The organism is Hahella chejuensis KCTC 2396 (assembly GCF_000012985.1).
Classification (GTDB): Bacteria; Pseudomonadota; Gammaproteobacteria; order Pseudomonadales; family Oleiphilaceae; genus Hahella; species Hahella chejuensis.
In genome coordinates this window covers 2,027,097-2,043,237 of the sequence record NC_007645.1, presented here as the reverse complement: position 1 = coordinate 2,043,237, position 16,141 = coordinate 2,027,097, and the positions used below count along the sequence as shown (strand labels likewise).

General features: G+C 51.8%; 17 protein-coding genes. 4 read left to right on the top strand and 13 right to left on the bottom strand.

The genetic code is table 11. From position 1 onward, the window contains the following. Nucleotides 1–25: 25 nt before the first annotated feature. The 3 genes from HCH_RS09080 to HCH_RS09070 all read right to left on the bottom strand — a co-directional run bounded on the left by HCH_RS09080 (nt 26) and on the right by HCH_RS09070 (nt 4,256). Nucleotides 26–583 (bottom strand): TIGR00730 family Rossman fold protein, encoded by a 558-nt coding sequence (locus tag HCH_RS09080; protein ID WP_011395908.1) that lies wholly within the window; start codon nt 581–583, stop codon nt 26–28. A gap of 164 nt (nt 584–747) precedes the next feature. Continuing rightward, nucleotides 748–3,210, bottom strand: a complete 2,463-nt coding sequence (locus HCH_RS32210) for a putative bifunctional diguanylate cyclase/phosphodiesterase (protein WP_011395907.1) — start codon at nt 3,208–3,210, stop codon at nt 748–750. Further along, nucleotides 3,207–4,256 (bottom strand): polyamine ABC transporter substrate-binding protein, encoded by a 1,050-nt coding sequence (locus HCH_RS09070; protein ID WP_011395906.1) that lies wholly within the window; start codon nt 4,254–4,256, stop codon nt 3,207–3,209. The genes HCH_RS32210 and HCH_RS09070 overlap by 4 nt, the downstream gene beginning before the upstream one ends. 379 nt (nt 4,257–4,635) lie before the next feature. Here HCH_RS09070 and HCH_RS09065 point away from each other — a divergent pair, with 379 nt between their 5' ends. Further along, complete coding sequence (locus HCH_RS09065; protein WP_011395905.1) at nt 4,636–5,868, top strand: extracellular catalytic domain type 2 short-chain-length polyhydroxyalkanoate depolymerase; 1,233 nt, start codon at nt 4,636–4,638, stop codon at nt 5,866–5,868. Nucleotides 5,869–5,931: 63 nt separating this feature from the next. On the opposite strand, the gene HCH_RS09060 is transcribed toward HCH_RS09065, so the two are convergent. The 10 genes from HCH_RS09060 to HCH_RS09020 all read right to left on the bottom strand — a co-directional run bounded on the left by HCH_RS09060 (nt 5,932) and on the right by HCH_RS09020 (nt 12,228). Then, nucleotides 5,932–6,393, bottom strand: a complete 462-nt coding sequence (locus HCH_RS09060) for a hypothetical protein (protein WP_148212527.1) — start codon at nt 6,391–6,393, stop codon at nt 5,932–5,934. Between the two features lie 160 nt (nt 6,394–6,553). Continuing rightward, nucleotides 6,554–7,009 (bottom strand): hypothetical protein, encoded by a 456-nt coding sequence (locus HCH_RS09055; protein WP_011395903.1) that lies wholly within the window; start codon nt 7,007–7,009, stop codon nt 6,554–6,556. A gap of 311 nt (nt 7,010–7,320) precedes the next feature. Next, nucleotides 7,321–8,412 (bottom strand): hypothetical protein, encoded by a 1,092-nt coding sequence (locus HCH_RS09050; RefSeq protein WP_011395902.1) that lies wholly within the window; start codon nt 8,410–8,412, stop codon nt 7,321–7,323. 76 nt (nt 8,413–8,488) lie between these two features. Then, on the bottom strand, nt 8,489–9,655 hold the full coding sequence (locus tag HCH_RS09045; RefSeq protein ID WP_011395901.1) for a hypothetical protein: 1,167 nt from the start codon (nt 9,653–9,655) through the stop codon (nt 8,489–8,491). A 188-nt stretch (nt 9,656–9,843) separates the two neighbouring features. Continuing rightward, complete coding sequence (locus tag HCH_RS09040; RefSeq protein WP_011395900.1) at nt 9,844–10,041, bottom strand: hypothetical protein; 198 nt, start codon at nt 10,039–10,041, stop codon at nt 9,844–9,846. A 19-nt stretch (nt 10,042–10,060) separates the two neighbouring features. Then, nucleotides 10,061–10,462 (bottom strand): hypothetical protein, encoded by a 402-nt coding sequence (locus tag HCH_RS09035; protein ID WP_011395899.1) that lies wholly within the window; start codon nt 10,460–10,462, stop codon nt 10,061–10,063. Then, a complete protein-coding gene (locus tag HCH_RS09030) occupies nt 10,459–10,977 on the bottom strand; it encodes a GNAT family N-acetyltransferase (protein ID WP_011395898.1) in 519 nt (172 codons plus the stop codon). Before HCH_RS09030 ends, HCH_RS09035 begins: the two co-directional genes overlap by 4 nt. A 17-nt stretch (nt 10,978–10,994) precedes the next feature. Continuing rightward, nucleotides 10,995–11,150 (bottom strand): hypothetical protein, encoded by a 156-nt coding sequence (locus HCH_RS34160; protein WP_011395896.1) that lies wholly within the window; start codon nt 11,148–11,150, stop codon nt 10,995–10,997. A 96-nt stretch (nt 11,151–11,246) separates the two neighbouring features. Beyond that, nucleotides 11,247–11,687, bottom strand: a complete 441-nt coding sequence (locus HCH_RS09025) for a thermonuclease family protein (RefSeq protein WP_148212526.1) — start codon at nt 11,685–11,687, stop codon at nt 11,247–11,249. A gap of 97 nt (nt 11,688–11,784) precedes the next feature. Next, nucleotides 11,785–12,228 (bottom strand): hypothetical protein, encoded by a 444-nt coding sequence (locus HCH_RS09020; RefSeq protein WP_011395894.1) that lies wholly within the window; start codon nt 12,226–12,228, stop codon nt 11,785–11,787. A gap of 211 nt (nt 12,229–12,439) precedes the next feature. On the opposite strand from HCH_RS09020, the gene HCH_RS09015 reads away from it, so the two are divergent. The 3 genes from HCH_RS09015 to HCH_RS09005 are packed head-to-tail and all read left to right on the top strand — an operon-like array spanning nt 12,440 to nt 15,888. Beyond that, nucleotides 12,440–13,540: an ABC-three component system protein gene (locus tag HCH_RS09015; protein WP_011395893.1), complete on the top strand. Its 1,101-nt coding sequence runs from the start codon at nt 12,440–12,442 to the stop codon at nt 13,538–13,540. Then, nucleotides 13,533–14,027 carry an ABC-three component system middle component 2 gene (locus tag HCH_RS09010; RefSeq protein ID WP_011395892.1) on the top strand — a complete coding sequence of 165 codons (495 nt, stop codon included), beginning with the start codon at nt 13,533–13,535 and terminating at the stop codon, nt 14,025–14,027. The genes HCH_RS09015 and HCH_RS09010 overlap by 8 nt, the downstream gene beginning before the upstream one ends. A gap of 4 nt (nt 14,028–14,031) precedes the next feature. Continuing rightward, complete coding sequence (locus HCH_RS09005; protein ID WP_011395891.1) at nt 14,032–15,888, top strand: hypothetical protein; 1,857 nt, start codon at nt 14,032–14,034, stop codon at nt 15,886–15,888. The last annotated feature ends 253 nt before the right edge of the window (nt 15,889–16,141 follow it).

Below are 16,141 nucleotides of genomic sequence, written 5' to 3'. Positions count from 1 at the left end.
ACGCGGGTAGTCCGCGTCCAAAGCGTCACCACTTTCCGGGAGGCGCCTGGTAAGTCAAAATCGCGTCGAGCAGTTCCGCCGGATTGTCCCGGATCAGCAGCGCGTCCACATAACCCTGACTCAGAAAACGCTCATCCTGCATATGCCGAATAAAGTCGAGCAGTTTGTCGTAGTAACCAAGCGCGTTATAAAAGCAACTGGGTTTGCTGTGATAGCCCAACTGACTCCAGGTCCAGACCTCGAAGATTTCTTCCAGCGTTCCGGCTCCGCCGGGTATGGCGATAAAAGCGTCCGACAGCTGCGCCATTTTCGCTTTGCGCTCGTGCATATCCGCCACCACAAACAGCTCAGTCAGGCCTGTATGCTGGATTTCCTTTTCTTTCAACGCCACGGGAATCACACCCGTCACCTTGCCTCCGGCCGCCAGCACCGCGTCCGCGATGACGCCCATCAGGCCGACATGACCGCCGCCGTACACCAATTCAATATTCCGTCCCGCCAGCTCTTCGCCAAGCGCTTTGGCGGCTACTTGATATTCCTCTCTGGCGCCCATGCTGGAGCCGCAAAATACTGCAATTCTCACAAACTTCCCCTTATAAATCAGTTCGACAGCAAAGCGCCCACACTATAACGCCGAAACCTGAACCACGCCATGCAATCGTGTGCGTACTATTCGGTGAAACGCAGTCTGCGAGAGGGACCCGGTTAGTCAGAGTTATGCCATCCGTTACTGCCCCGCAAGTCTGGTCAGTAGCGGATGGCGGCGTCCTGTTCATACAACGCTAACGCCGCTTCCGCAGGCAGCGGCGGCGAAAACAGATACCCCTGCGCCAGATGAATGCCCAGGCTTTCCACGACCTCCAGTTGCTGCATCGTCTCAATGCCTTCCGCCACCACCGCCATGTCCATTTTCCTCGCCATCGCGATAATGCTGGAAAGAATGGCCTGGCCGGCTTCATCGTCATGCAGGTCGCGCAGAAATGAACGGTCTATCTTCAGCGTGTTGAAGGAGAATTTTTTCAGGTGACTGAGGGAGGAGTACCCCACGCCGAAATTATCCAGCGAGACCCGAAAGCCCTGGTTGCGCAGCTTATCCAGAGTGACGGCGCAGCCTTTGCGATTTTCAAACAGCGCGCTTTCCGTGACCTCAAACTCGAAGATGTTGCGGGACATGCCAAACTCAACGAGCAGCTGATTGATTTTGTCAAAGACTTTACCCACCGCCAGTTGTCCCGCGGTGATATTTATCGATACGCTCGGTTGTAAGTGATATTTCTCTTCCAGCGCTTTTACAAACTCACAGGCATGTGAAGCCACCAACAAGGTGATGTGATCAATCATGCCGCGCTTTTCCGCCGCCGGGACGAACTCCAGTGGACTGATCCAGCCGTGTTGCCCGGAATACAGCCGCGCCAGCGCCTCAAATCCCGCCAGACGCCGTGTGCGCAGATCGATGATTGGCTGGAAGCAGATGATGAACTCATCCTTGTCCAAGGCTTTACTGATCAGATTATCCAACGCCAGTCGCGCCTGCTCGCTGTGCTCCAATTGCGGCGAGAAAAACTCAAACCGCATCTTGCCGTGCGCCTTGGCGGAATACATGGCGGTGTCCGCATATTTGATCAGATTATTGACGCCGTCGGCGTCATCCGGGCACATCGCAATGCCGATACTGGCCCCGATAAAGGTTTCCTGCCCTTCCACTTTGAATGGGGGCTTCAGCTGATCCAGCACCCGTTGCGCCACCGCCGCCGCATTCTTGCGGGCGCCAATGTTGGGCACGATGATAGTAAATTCGTCGCCGCCAAGCCGGAACAGAATGTTGCGCTCCTCATCCGTTTCGTCCAGCGCGTCTTCTTCAGAAATCTGATAAATCACATCGGAGGGACGCAATACAGAAGAGAGGCGACCGGTCACTGCGGTCAACAAACTGTCTCCCACCTGATGACCGTATACATCATTGATCTGTTTGAAGCCGTCCAGGTCTATAAACAACAGCGCCAGTGACTGCTTGCGCTCTTCATTGCGCGCCATCAACAACGCCAGCATATGCGCCATGGCGTGACGGTTGGGCAATCCGGTCAGGCTGTCAGTGTATGCCTGGGTTTTCAGCTCCTGCGTGTACTGACGAATCCGCCCTTCCATCTCCAGAAACGCCTGTTGCAGACGCCCTATCTCACCGCCTTGCATGCGCAGCGATTTGGCTTTGTCCGGCGCATGGAGGATATGATAGGTGGCGGAGGCCAACTCTTTCACCGGCCGTACGATCATGCGATCCATCTGCACGTAAATAAACCAGCCCAGCAGTACAAACACCACCACCAACACCACAATGGCGGTGAACAGCAAACGATGAAATTCGCTGCGCGCCTCCGAAAACGGCATCGTATTATAAAGACGCCAATCCCCAATCAAGGGGCGCGAATCCACCAGATAGTCCTCTCCCAACATCCGCGCTATGTATTGATTCGGCCCTTCCCCACTGGCGCCCGGGGAATTGGACAACGCGCGCGCCTGCGCCTTGGACAGGTCCGACGTATATATCACGCCTCGTCCCCGGCTGGCGATAAAGGTGGCCTCCACTTCCGCCGCATCGCCGCCAGGGTCATGCCGCATCAACCAGTTCATGTTCACGGTGAATTTGAGCACGCCTTTCACCACCTTATTGTTTTCGTAGGCCCCCAGGGAGCGGTCGATCATGTAGAGGGCCCGGTAAAAGGTCAGATGAGGGCCGTCAAAGCGTTCCTGGTCTATAAAGTCGTAATAGGTGTTATAGGGGTCCTGCATCGCCTGCTGGAACAGACTTTCTCCCGCTGGCTCCGCTTCCGGAGAGCGGATATCGTCAGCGATGCGGATGTCCTCCACCCCGTCGGGCAACAACAGGACAATTTCCAGATATTCAGGAAACAACGTGGCGTAACGGCTCAGGGCCTTGGCGGAAACATCGTACATGAGAGTATAACGCTCCTCTCCCATGGACAAATAACGGTCCAATACATCTTCGGAAGCCAGCAGACGCATATTGGCCAACGTGTGCTCCACAGCGCCATTCACATTGGCGGCCGCCAGAGAGGCCGACTCGTCCAGCAAGTGGCGACTGCGACTTTCCCAGAAAGCCGTCAGTTCTACGTACAGCGCGGTGGCCAGGCTCAAAAAGCAGGTGAATGTCGCCACAACCAGCGTAATGATCAGCCGCGCGCGTAACTTCATTGCAAAATCTGTTCGAACCCGAGGTTGTGCCAGATGCTCATCATGCGCCGCTTATAAAGCGTACTCGGCGCTTTATGGGTTCCCATCCTGGAGTTGATGGCGGGAAACACGGTCTGGTTGGCCAGCAGTTCCTCCGGCAAAATCTTCAATGCTTCTTCATTATAGGTGGCGGAAAAGGTGAATTCACAATTGCGGGCGGCGTTGCGCGGCTCGCTGATGAAATTCAGAAATTGATAGGCGGCGTCCGGGTCGGAGGCGTAACGGCTGACAATAAAGTAATCGAACCAGACAATGCCGCCTTCTTCCGGCAAGCGATATTCAATGTTCTGATTATATTGCTTCAGCATCAACGCATCGCCGCTATAAGCCACGGCGGCCACCGCCTCTCCGGTCACTAACAGCGATTCGCCGTTAGTCTTAAGCGAGCGATAGGTCAGCACATGAGGCTTCTGCGCGGCGATCAGCTCCGCCGCCAGGGTCAGCGCCTGGGGGGACTCGTCATACATGTCGTATCCCAGGGTCTGCAGCGCGATCGGCAACATCTCCGTGGCTTGCGGCGTCATCACGATTTTGCCTTTCAGTTCGTCCACAGGACGAAACAACTGCATGAAGCGAGATACCGGAGGCGCCAGATCAGACCGATACGCAACGCCCTGCGTGCCCCAGGCGTAGGGGGCGACATAGCCCGCCAACGCCGGTTGATGGCGACGCCACAGGTCATTGTTGTATTTGAGATTGGGAACTTCGGTTTCGGTTAACGGCGCCACCCAGCCCAGCTTGATGTAAGCCTCCGCCGTCAGTCCGTCCATCAGAATCAGATCGAAGCCCTGGCCGTTGCGCGTGGCCATGATGCGATCGCGCTTCTCCTCGTTCTGGAAATAGCTGAACTTCAGCTTGATATGGTGGGTTTTCTCGAATTCGGCGACCACCTCCGGGTCCAGGTAGTCTTCCCAGGTGAATATGTGCAAAACGCTGTCCGCGCGGCTGACGAAACTGAACAGCGACAGCACACTGAAGATCACAAGCGCAATCATAGACCGTTTCATCAGACACTCGCCTCTCCGTAAACACAGGCTGGATCAGTTTAAATCAAGCGCACTGCGACGTTAGGGGGGCTCCTGTAAATTCATGCAAAATCTGCGGCGCATAACGACGAGCGTCCGACTAACCAGACAACTTTCTGGCGACATTTCCGCAATCTGTCAGCACCTCTGAACATTTATTAACCACATCCCCTCCGCATATTTCCAAGCTACTGAATTCACGAAACTAATCATCCTGGCGCAGGGTTTGATACGCCCTAAACGCGTTCATGGCGACGACATATACATAACAGAATAACCCGGCGTGTCTTGTTGCGCGGACAGTCGCAGCTCAAGGACAACGCTCTCCAGGGACGTACGACAACAACTCAGGGGGCCGAATATGAACAGATTCATGACGTTGAAGAGCGCGGTCGTTATGACTTCCACACTGGCCGCCGGCGGCGCCGGACTGGCTGTATCTCCCGGGCGGGAAAACATTGATTTACGCCGTCTCAATGTCGATCCCGCCCAAATCTCCGTTTCCGGTTTATCCTCCGGCGCTTTCGTCGCCATGCAGGCCCATGTGGCCTATTCCAAAACCTTCATGGGCGCGGGACTGGTGGCGGGCGGTCCTTACGGGTGCGCGGAAGGCAGTTTGACCCAGGCCGTCGGGCGCTGTATGAGTCAGGGCGATCTGCCGGATACGGAGAAGTTTATTGCGCTGACGCAAGCTATGGCGGATCAAGGCGACATCGACAGATTAGAGTTTCTGCGCGACGACCGCGTCTGGATCTTCCACGGTAAAAGTGATCGTCGGGTATGGGCCGCTTCCTCGCAACGGGCGGCGGAGATGTATCAGACCTTAAGCGGCAGCCAGAACGTTTCCGTCAATATCGATCTTATCGACGCCGGTCACGCCATGCCGACGCAAAACTTTGGGGCGGACTGCGCGCAGAGCGACTCCCCCTACCTCGGCGCCTGTGAGTATGACGCCGCGGGGCTGCTGCTGAACCACATCTATGGTCCGCTGGCGCCGGCGGCGCCGGCGATACCGGAGAACCTGCTGACCTTCGACCAGAGCCTGCTGAGTTATTCGCAGTACCTGGACGAAACCGGCTATATCTACGTTCCCGACGCATGCCGGGAGGCCCAGGCCGCCTGCCGCGTCCATATCGCATTGCATGGCTGCAAACAGAATCGCTCGACGTTGCAAGACACCTTCGCCCGTCACGCCGGCTACAATGCCTGGGCGGAAAGCAATCGCATCATCGTGGTTTATCCGCAAACCAGCAATGACTTCATGAACAGGGATGGATGCTGGGATTGGTGGGGGTACGCGGACACGGGCCATGGAACATTGGACTACCTCACCCAGAAAGGACCGCAAATGCAGTTCATCAAGCGTATTGTCGACAGGTTAACCGGCACGACGACGCCCACTTCAGGATCGGTGGTCTCGGCCTGTTATCGGGAGGACAACCTCAGCCACTCGCTGGCCGGACGCGCGCATTATTTCTGGTGGCAGTATTACGCCGTGGGATCGATGGATTATCTCGGGTTTTCAGCCTCCCACCGCACCAGTCTGCGTTGTGATAAAACAGATTACTGCCGATCCATCAACACGTGTATATAGGAAAAAAAGAGCGAGGGGAAAAAGAGCGGCGGCTTCCGTGAGAGGCCGTCGCTTGATGCAAGATCAGTTGGCGTCGCATTTCACTTTATCGATATCGCACCAGAACGCATCGATTTTGGACTCGCATTGCTGCGCCGCCTTACCAGTGGCCTCCAACTGGGTCAGGCCAATCCCCGTGAAAGTGCCCTTATGGGTTTTCAGGATGCAGGAATACTGAGTTTGCGACACAGGGGGAAGCGTAGGCTCTGCGTTTTGCAAATCATAGACCGTATCCTGTAACTGCCTTACCGCCAGCTCAAGATTCCTGACCCGCTCCCGCAGTTTGCGATTGGCGCGGTAGTGAGACTCATAGTCATACCCCCGCTCGCGCATGTACTGGTCATAATCGCGACGGTCAAATTCATCCTGTTTTGAGGTTTCAATGTAGATGATCTTTTCACCGCCCATCCGCACGCTGAATTCTTCCGCTCCTGCGTTCTGCATTACACTTCCCAGCGCCACCGCCAACAACATCGCTTTTTTCATTTTTAATGGTTTCCCCAGTTGAAACGCTTCGTTAGTTATAGGGAAGCCATTGTAACGGCAAATCATGAACTTAAACTGAATAACTCTCTCTTTCACGTATCCCCACGCCCAGGCGGCCAGATGCGGTCCAATGACCAGACCGCATCTGGCGAAAAAATAGTTATTTGTTCTTTTCGCAGGTGACGTTATGAATTCCACACAGATAGGGTGGATTATTAGCTTCGCATTGCTGGACCACGATGCCTTTCGCTTCCAGCTTAGACATGCCGGAGCCGATAAACGTCCCCTTATGCGTACTTAACAGACAGGAATACTTAGGCGCAGGCGCGGGAGGCGCCGCATTCTGCAGCTCGAAGACGGTATCCTGTAGCTGCCTCACCGCCAGCTCAAGCTGTTTGACTCGTTTCCTCAGCTTACGATTAGCGCGGTGATGAGATTCATAATCGTATCCCCGCCCACGGGAATCCTGCTCGTATTCGCGGCGGTCAAACTCATCCGTCTGGGTCGTTTCAATATAGATAACCTTACTTCCAGCCGCCCGCATTTTGGTCTCTTCCGCCCCTACAGACTGCATTCCACATCCCATCGCCGCCGCCAATAAAATCACTTTTTTCATACGTTATGATATCCCTTGATAAATACATCTCTTCATTTACAGGTAGGATATTGTAACGAAAACCCATGAACCCAAGCTGAATAAATACCTTAATTTTCAATATATTATAAAAAAGGCGACTGAGCTTTTACGCTAGCCGCCTTTTTTGTTTGTTATTAACATGGCAGTGATATTGACATGTTGATAATCAAGCGCATGGATGCGCCTGCGCGGCGACGAGCCGCGGGAGACGGGGCCTGACCTGTGCAGGCCCCGTCGTTGCAGACAAATAGAAGGAAGCTATTTGTCTGCCTGATTAATAAGTGCGCACTTTATTCAAAAGAATCCATAATGACCCGTCCCATGGTTTTGTCGTCTGCATCGGTGATGTAACGGTATTCCCGGAACCAGTCCCACCAGGCGTAGACGGAGTGATACTCCACGTCCAGTCCGATGGTGCGCGCGCCGGCGTTATAGCGGTCAGCGCCGCTTAATGCGAAAGTCATGTCCCGGCCGCGTTTGTTGGCCTGCATTTCGTTGTGCGCCATTTTCTCGCTCATGATGATGGGATAGTGATAGTCATACAGTTGGCTCAGGGAAGGCGCTTTGCTGACGCTGGTGACACGGCCATCCACGCGCAAATCCCGCACGCAGGAATCCAATGCGCCGTCATAAGCGGCGCCGCAGGCGCTATGCAACGGCACCACGCTGTCGTCCTTGCCTTTGATGATAGGATGCGTCGCAAAGCCGTAAAACTCGCTGCCAGTTGAGGCGATTCTCAAGCGGGGAATGGCGGGCAGATTATTGATTGCGGTATTACGCGCGACAGAGGTCTGCAGATCCAGCATTACGCCTGGGTTGATGCCCAGCGGAATGTCATACCCCAGAAACTCCAGCAACGCTTCCAACACCTCGGCGCCATGGTTAACGCCATTGATCAGATCCACCCCGAAGTTAGCCAGTTCGGTGCCGCCGCCCGCTCCCGCCATGTCGATGACCGCCGTGACTTTCAAGCGCTGCGCCAGAGAAGAACCCAACAGGGAATTCTTATTGGACAGCACATAGCGCATCACCAGATCGCCGGTAGAGTGAGTAATTACAACGCACTCGTTATCGCAGAAACCAGAGGAAAGAATCGGCTGCAACTGATTGGCGATCAACGCGGCGATGCCGCCAGCGCCCTGCAACCGGTAGTGCGAAGGCCAGTAAAGAATGCGGGTGGTGGCGGGATCTTTCAGCGAGGCGTCGAAGCCGTCCCAATACCCAATGCCATCCGCCCGCCCCTGGTCAGTAGGGTTAAACAGAATATGCTGGGGTAAAAAGCCCTGAATCAAGAGGACGTTCTTGCCCGCCAACTGCGCCTTGGCGGTGCCGCAGGCGGCGAACATCAACATTGCTGTCAGCCATAGCTTGAGTGTTTTCACGTTAAATCTCCTTTTTTATCTTTGTTTTCGAGAACCGGGGGCGCTGCAGGGTTAACGCCCGCAACGTCGCGCCCGTTTACTGCACGCTTCCCAACTGGCGCAGAAACTCCAACCGCTTCTGCGCGTCTTCATCGACATAGGGAACATCGTCGTAATCAGAGAAAGGGAATCCGTTCACCGCAAAAGAGCTTTGGGCGACGCTTCCGTATTCGGTTTGATAAGTCGGTGGGGCCGGCATCCGGGTTAAGGAAATGTCCCGCAGCCGATAGGGGCCGGCGTCGCCTTTCTGTTTCAGCGCCGCAATGTGAGCCCGCAGGTACGCCAAGCCGTTTTCCACTTGGATGTCTTCCTGCGCGGATAAATGCACTAAAGGTTCCGCAGCGTCAGCGCTGTATAGAATCGCCGACACTTCGTGATAGCCGGGCGCGTTCACCCGGACATGCAAAGGAATGTACAAATAGGCCCCGCGCACTTCCGCCGCCCCCACATGGGTCACCTGCGCCACACTCGGGGTGTAGGAAACCGGGGTTCCGATTTCATAGGCGCGGCCGTTGATGGTCAGATTGGCGATGACGCGGAGATCGCTTCCCGCGTCCGCCAGCGCGGGGTCATCACCGGAGAAGATCAGGTTGAACGCGGAGCCGCCGCGCTGAACCCCTTCGGTCACCGCCAACGCGTTCCCCTGCTCCACCAAGCGCCCCTCCGCCTCGACCATGATGCCCGCCTGCAGCCCGGTGACGCTCACCGACGCGACGATGTCCTCGCCAATGAAGTACTGGCTCTTAGTCGTTTCGAGGCTGATGCGGGGGCTGTCTGGATCTTTGAAGTCCAAAGGCATGCCAGCGGGAATGCTTTTATTGGGGAGATACTTGGCGAGCGCCTCTTTATCTCGTATCGGATTGGAAAAACTGGGGTATTGAATCTGGTCCTGATATTGATCGGCGATCTGCGTCAGGCGCGCTTTGACTTCCTTTTCAAAGAAAGGATTCTCGCTGGCTTCCTGATCTTCTTCGCTCTCCGTCACACCGGGTTCCATAGAGGGAGACGATATCCCAGGCGAGGCGGTTTTCTTGACTGGCGCAACAGCCGCTGCCGCGACAGAAGGAGAGTCGACGGCAGGCGTCATCGCCGCTTCAGCTTCCGAGATGTCTGCGCCCTCACCGCCCAACAACCAATAACTGCAGGATAACGCGGCAACCACTCCGCAGGCCAAAGCAAGCCTGTGCTTTTCCTTGAAAAACATAACGATGAACCTTTGTTCCGTTGTTATTTTTGTTTTAACGTTCGGCGGACCCTGTCTGCGCCAAACGCGGATATTTTTATTTCCTGTGGGCCACTATAAGCGTTAGAAAGCAGACGCGAAACCGCCCAAACAGGTGATTTCAAGCATTAGATCATTAGATAAAAAGAGAAAGGGAGCTGACCGACAGATCAGTTTTTCGAGGCAGGAGTAGAAGCGGAGGAACAGCCTTGATCGGCGGCGGCGTGAACGGCGTTTTGAGAGCAGTCATCCTCCGCCAGATATTGTTTCAACGTCGGGATAACCTTCACGCCAATTAAACCAAGCGCCAACAGAATAATCGGCAGCAACAACATCATTTTCGATTCGCGAGAGAAATGTTTATTCATAGCCTGGTTACCCTTCGCACTACAGGTTTTCAGTGTCTACTCTTTGCAAGAATTCGCCCAGGCTTTGCGAGACTAACTGAGGTTCACTTCCACCAAAATAATCTCTGTACACCAGAGTGGTGTATTCATCTTTAGGCTTTAATCTGTAAAGTTCACTCTCCAGGAGGTAGTCAGCGAAAAGCACGCCATACTTACTCCTGTCTGGGGCGCGGGCTGCAATCTCGGCAAGAGGCCAAAAGCGGATAAGTCCCGCGCCAAAATCGCTCATTCCATCACACGCAAGATAGAACTCTAAGATGTCCTGCGTCGCATGCAGGCCACAATGGGAGAATGTATGTTTAACCGCATCGACCGTGGCGGGAGGATGGAATGGATGACCTTGTTCACGCCATTTTTGAATGAAGTCAGCAGGTTTGCTCAAATCGATAATCTCCTGACAAATAACAACTCATGCAGCGGCTCGCCGGCATGTCCACAGTCCACCTTCGATCTTCCATCGGGCAGGAATCCCAGGTTTTTATAAAACTCCATGGCGCGCAGGTTTCCTTTCAATACCCACAGGTATATGGCCTTGGCTTTTTTCTGTAAATAGTAGTCACTCACATACTCCAGCAGTCCTTTACCCAGGCCATGTCGCCAGTAGTTGGGATCAATATTGATGGAGTACAGCTCGACGCCCTCTTCCCCGGCGAGTTGCTCGTCGCGAAACGGGCCGCTGCTGCAAAATCCAGCGACATGCCCCTCATGCTCAATCACCAAACGCAATATCGGGCTGTCTTGCGCTAACGCCGCCGTCCATTGCTGCGTTCTTTTTTCCACAGACAGAGACGCCAGAAATTCACTCGACATCAGGCCGCGATAAGCCTCCCGCCACGCCGCCACATGAATGACGGCGATGGCTGGGGCGTCTTCCATTGCAGCGGGACGGATACGCATGTCAGAGTCCGCTGGGATTAAACAGGAGCAAGCGGCAGATAGGGCTCAGGCGGCAGCGATACGGCGATAGCGTCGCCATCAACGCCTTCGCCAGCGATCAAATGGATAGTGGGAGCCTGCGTTTTGGAAAACCTATGTTCTGCGCTCTTGCTAACGGATAAAACTTTAGCCAACGTGAAATCTCCTTATAGCGACGGTGTTCAGCAGGATAAATCTGCGCCTCCCAGCTTACCAGCGCCCCCGCCTGCAAGTTAAGTCGTTGACCTAACTCAAGCTTTACACCAGTCAATTTTGGTTCCTCCTTCATAGGGAACGGCGAGCTTTTCTTTGATCAGGGACTGCCCCAGGCTTTCGCCATCCGCCACCACATCCGCCAGCACGCGGAAATATTTATCCCTCTGAATATTCTCCAGCTTCACCTGTTTGGCGTTTCTCAGCTTCTCCACCAGAAACTGCTTCGCTTTCAGCGCCAGAGCTTTTTCTTTCTTACAGGAACCGCGCAACTCAGGAGTATCGATATGCTTGATGCGCACGCCGATACGTTGCCCGACAATCGCCGGCCAATCTGCGATGTCGGCGCGAAAGGTGTCGCCATCATAAATACTGGTGACCTGCGCCACGGTCGCAGAGCCAAAATTTTCATCTTTAATCCCTGCATTGACGAGCATCGGCGCAGCCAGAATCAAACACAGAGCCAGACGTAACTTCATTTGCATAACACCCTATTTATCAACAAGAATAGGGCGAATGCTAAAGTTGAGTTGTAGATTTAGCCAGTAAATATTTGTTTAGACTGAATTCTCGCCATCAGCCAAATAAGAAGTCGCGTACTGCCCGATAGACCCGTTCTTCGCTTCGCCAAGCGCTGGAAGAGAATATTTCGCTGGGGTACAAGGTTTTGCCCTGTATGACAAACCCTAAACGAGTGGCGTCGTCTTCGCTTTCCAAAATGACGTCGGTAATTTCATGCAGTGGGCATTCGAACCGCTCCGCTTTCCGCCACAGTCGTTTTTGCGTACAGGCGAACAGATCGCGGTCTTTGTCCAACGTAACGGTTGCGTTGACGGAGATCATTGCGAACCATGCGAATACCAGGACCGTTAACCCCAGAGCGGCGACGCCAATCCAACTGAAGGACTTATACAACAGAGCGGAAACCAGTGCGGCGGAGACGGAAAACAAAACCAGCAACCAGCGCGCTTCACGGTATTCCAACGTTAACAGATGGTTTGCTTTGTGCTTTATTAACATACTGAATCGTTCACGAATCACCCACTTCAACGGACATTCGGCCTAACTAGATGACCTCATTTATATCCACAAGATCAATACATTAGGTGATCTAGTCCAGTTTAAGGTGGTCGCTGCTTTGATAAATTAACGCCTTACTGAAATTGCTTTATAAACTATTAATATCGCGGCAGAATCAATATCTTTGACTCTCTGATTTCGAAATAAAACGATGAACGAAGGTGATTTTAAAGAGCTCTCACCCAATCCTCAGAAAGGATTGTATAGCTCCGCACATGTAATTTCAGGCGTTCCCATCCCGAAAACACAGCGCGTACAGCTATTCGGCGCGGACGAATGGGAGGAGTTTACCGAGGAATGGGCATCATCTCTGAAAAGTTCATATTATTGCGTTAAACGCTTTGCTGGCGCAGGTGACAAAGGACTGGACGTTGTAGGTTTTATTAATTCAAACCAGTTCAGTAACGGGTGGGACAACTACCAATGTAAATTTTACGATAAGCCATTAACGCCTTCAGATATCTGGGTTGAGTTCGGGAAAATTATTTACTTTACATATTGCGGTGAGTTCCCCTCCCCACGAAAGTACTACTTTGTCGCTCCCAAAAATATCGGCACAAAGCTGGGCAAGCTGCTAGCCAATGCTTCGAAGCTAAAAGAAGAACTTAAGGAAAACTGGGAGAAGTACTGCGAGGATGACATCACATCGACTGCAAAGATAAAACTTCAGGGCGATCTTCTAGCACATTTGCAAAGTTTTGACTTCACTATATTCGGCTCAATTTCGCTGGTTCGGATGATTGAACAACACGCATCCACACGGTTTCACGCTGTTAGGTTTGGAGGAGGGCTCAGTATCCGTCCTGAGCCTGAAATTCCACCGGAAGATACAGTATCTCTGGATCATCGTTACGTAAAGCAACTTCTGAGCGTATACGCGCAGTTCATTGGTGAATACCAGCAAACGCCAGACCTTTCCTTACTCGACAAAGACGACAACTTACGCGCCCACTTTCAAAGACAACGTGAACGCTTTTATCATGCTGAGTCCCTACGTAACTTTTCCCGAGATACGGTTCCCTCTGGTGTCTTCGAAGCTCTTCAGGATGATATTTTTGATGGTATTGTGGATGTCTGCGAGTCTCAGCACAAATGCGATATGGATCGCTTAAATGCAACAATGAGCCAAGCTGCTAATGTGGCTGTCGAGGCTAGCCCGTTGGCAAGTGTTACACGAGTGAGGGACAAACAAGGAATGTGCCACCAGCTAGTTAATGACAACCGGTTGAGTTGGAGCAAACACAATGAGTGATCAGCAGCAGCCATATGTCACGGTATTTAACAGTGCCTTGGAGACAGGAGTTCGATCATTGGTCATTCTGACAGCGAACTTTCCAGATGCATTGGATTTGCAGCGACTTGTTGACTTCGACTACTTGGTTGTCCATTCCGGAGACGTAGGAGGACCCGAGAGCCTTCACCCACCTCTTCCTATGAGAGAAGGCGAGCTTTTGGTTAGACGTAGAATTATTGAGTCAGGGCTTTCTTTAATGATGAGCCGAGGCCTTATTACCAGAATTGCTCATGCAGAAGGTATTGTTTATCAAGCAAGTGACTATGCCAAACCATTTGTCGATTCACTGGCTACTCCGTATATGCTCTTGCTGATAGAAAAAGCAAATTGGGTTGCAACAACCTTTAGCAATATGGACACGTCTGAGCTTCATAAATTAATAAACGGTTTTTTTGATAAATGGACTACCCAATTTCATCCATCACAAGGTTTAGGTGGCGGTTAATCAGATGAATGAGACAATTCAAATAAGAAACATAAGCTTCTTAGGCCCCAGTGTTGACCCCGCTTTGGTTAGTTTCGATCAAAGCTTGAGCGTTGTATGCGGAGCATCCGACACTGGAAAGTCCTTCCTTGTAGAAGCTATTGATTTCTTACTTGGTGGTAAAGACTTACGTGGAATTCCAGAGCTTGGCGGATATGACAAAGCCCGTATTGCTGTCGACTCCTCAAAGAAAGGTTCCTGGACATTTGAACGCAGCATAGAAGGCGGTAACTATCGGGTATACGAAGGTATTATTGAATCTGAAACCGACGCTAAAGAAAGCGATTCGATAAAAATGAAACACGCCGCAGGCCGAGAGGACAACATTTCTGGATGGCTTCTTGGGTGTATAGATTTGCTAGGAAAATATGTCCGAAAGAATGCGAACGGAGAATGTCGATCCTTAAGTTTCCGCGATATCGCTAGGCTCATCATTGTTAATGAACAGGAAATAATACGCCAGGACTCTCCGTTCTTATCTGGCCAGCATGTTTCCAAAACTGCTGAAAAGTCCACCTTGAAGCTAATGCTTACTGGGACAGATGATAGCGCTATAGTGCTGGCGGATGCTCGCAAACAATCCGAATCAAATGACCAAGCTAAAGCAGAACTCCTCGAACAATGGATAAGTGACCTGGAGGACGAAATTAGTGAACACGGTTATAGCCGTGAAGAACTAGTAGAACAACTCGGAAAGCTTGAGGCGTCTATTTCGTTCAGTAAAGAACAGCTTAAATTAGCTCAGTCACAGCTAAATGAAATGACAACCCAAAGACGGGAAATTGTGAGGAACCGCGAGCTAGTCAAAGATAGAATTGATGACATAGCCCATATGTTAGAACGCTTTGCTTTGCTAAAGGCTCAATATGTTACAGACCTGCATCGCTTGATGGCAATTGAAGAATCCGGCTCACTTTTCGTCCACCATGAGCGTGTGCCTTGCCCGCTGTGCGGTGCTTCACCTGAAACTCAGCATAGTATGGAAGAGTGTGAGGGCGACGTAGAATCCATAGTCATTGCCGCAGTAGCAGAGATGGAGAAGATTAAGAGATTAGCAAGTGATCTCGACTCTACGGTAACTGCATTAAAAGAGGAATCAGGCCGCTTATTGGAAGACCTTGTTAAAATCGAGGCAAATTTTAACTGCGTTGATAATGAAATCAAAAGCGCAATTGCACCGGAGTTGTCAGATGTGCAATCTAACTACACCGAGTTTGTGGATACTCGAAGCAAAGCTATTTCGCGTCTTTCCTTGTTTACTAGACTAGATAAGCTTCGTGCACAACATGAAGAGTTTTTTGGAGATGAAGAGAAAACTGAAGGTGGAGATAAAAAAATAGCTACGAAGCTATCAACTCAAGTACTACATGATTTTTCCAAAACGGTAGAAAAAATACTTGAAGCTTGGGACTTTCCTGATACCGGACATGTTCACTTTGACGAAACAACCATGGACTTCGTTATCAACGGTAAGCTTCGCGGTAATAGGGGAAAAGGTCTCAGAGCAATAACGCACGCTGCAACAACCTTAGGTTTGCTGGAATTTTGTAAGGAGCGCTCGCTCCCGCATCCTGGGTTTGTTGTGCTTGACTCCCCCTTACTCGCCTACTACAAACCAGAAGGCGAAGGTGACAGCCTACAAGGCTCAGCTCTAAAGCAAAAATTCTACAAATATTTAATCGAAGAACATTCTGACAGCCAGATTATTATTGTCGAAAACGAACATCCGCCAGAGGCGTTTGAAGGCCAACTCGGACTGACAGTATTCACGAAGAACCCTCAACACGGTCGTTTCGGCCTCTTTCCACTGAAAGTAAGCTAGGAACAAAGGGGACCATCACCAGCCAGAAATCAAATGGTGGGAGACCTCGAAATAAAAGCTTAACAAACGAGAATGAGAGGATCGCGGTTTCATGTTATTACTCAAATGTCCGCTATTGGCCCAATGTGAACTAGACACAGCACCAACGTAGAGCCGAGCTACACATATGCATGTAATAAAAAGTAATACACTGCAAGTGTCGGTATGAAAAGAGAGTAAAAACAGTCTTAATATTAGTTTTCTCAAAGAATTG

What these genes read in the sequence shown, in the direction of transcription:
- HCH_RS32210 (WP_011395907.1), bottom strand. Translation starts at nt 3,210, where the DNA reads ATGAAGTTACGCGCGCGGCTGATCATTACGCTGGTTGTGGCGACATTC.
- HCH_RS09070 (WP_011395906.1), bottom strand. Translation starts at nt 4,256, where the DNA reads ATGAAACGGTCTATGATTGCGCTTGTGATCTTCAGTGTGCTGTCGCTG.
- HCH_RS09065 (WP_011395905.1), top strand. Translation starts at nt 4,636, where the DNA reads ATGAACAGATTCATGACGTTGAAGAGCGCGGTCGTTATGACTTCCACA.
- HCH_RS09060 (WP_148212527.1), bottom strand. Translation starts at nt 6,393, where the DNA reads ATGAAAAAAGCGATGTTGTTGGCGGTGGCGCTGGGAAGTGTAATGCAG.
- HCH_RS09055 (WP_011395903.1), bottom strand. Translation starts at nt 7,009, where the DNA reads ATGAAAAAAGTGATTTTATTGGCGGCGGCGATGGGATGTGGAATGCAG.
- HCH_RS09045 (WP_011395901.1), bottom strand. Translation starts at nt 9,655, where the DNA reads ATGTTTTTCAAGGAAAAGCACAGGCTTGCTTTGGCCTGCGGAGTGGTT.
- HCH_RS09040 (WP_011395900.1), bottom strand. Translation starts at nt 10,041, where the DNA reads ATGAATAAACATTTCTCTCGCGAATCGAAAATGATGTTGTTGCTGCCG.
- HCH_RS09030 (WP_011395898.1), bottom strand. Translation starts at nt 10,977, where the DNA reads ATGCGTATCCGTCCCGCTGCAATGGAAGACGCCCCAGCCATCGCCGTC.
- HCH_RS09025 (WP_148212526.1), bottom strand. Translation starts at nt 11,687, where the DNA reads ATGAAGTTACGTCTGGCTCTGTGTTTGATTCTGGCTGCGCCGATGCTC.
- HCH_RS09020 (WP_011395894.1), bottom strand. Translation starts at nt 12,228, where the DNA reads ATGTTAATAAAGCACAAAGCAAACCATCTGTTAACGTTGGAATACCGT.
- HCH_RS09015 (WP_011395893.1), top strand. Translation starts at nt 12,440, where the DNA reads ATGAACGAAGGTGATTTTAAAGAGCTCTCACCCAATCCTCAGAAAGGA.
- HCH_RS09010 (WP_011395892.1), top strand. Translation starts at nt 13,533, where the DNA reads ATGAGTGATCAGCAGCAGCCATATGTCACGGTATTTAACAGTGCCTTG.
- HCH_RS09005 (WP_011395891.1), top strand. Translation starts at nt 14,032, where the DNA reads ATGAATGAGACAATTCAAATAAGAAACATAAGCTTCTTAGGCCCCAGT.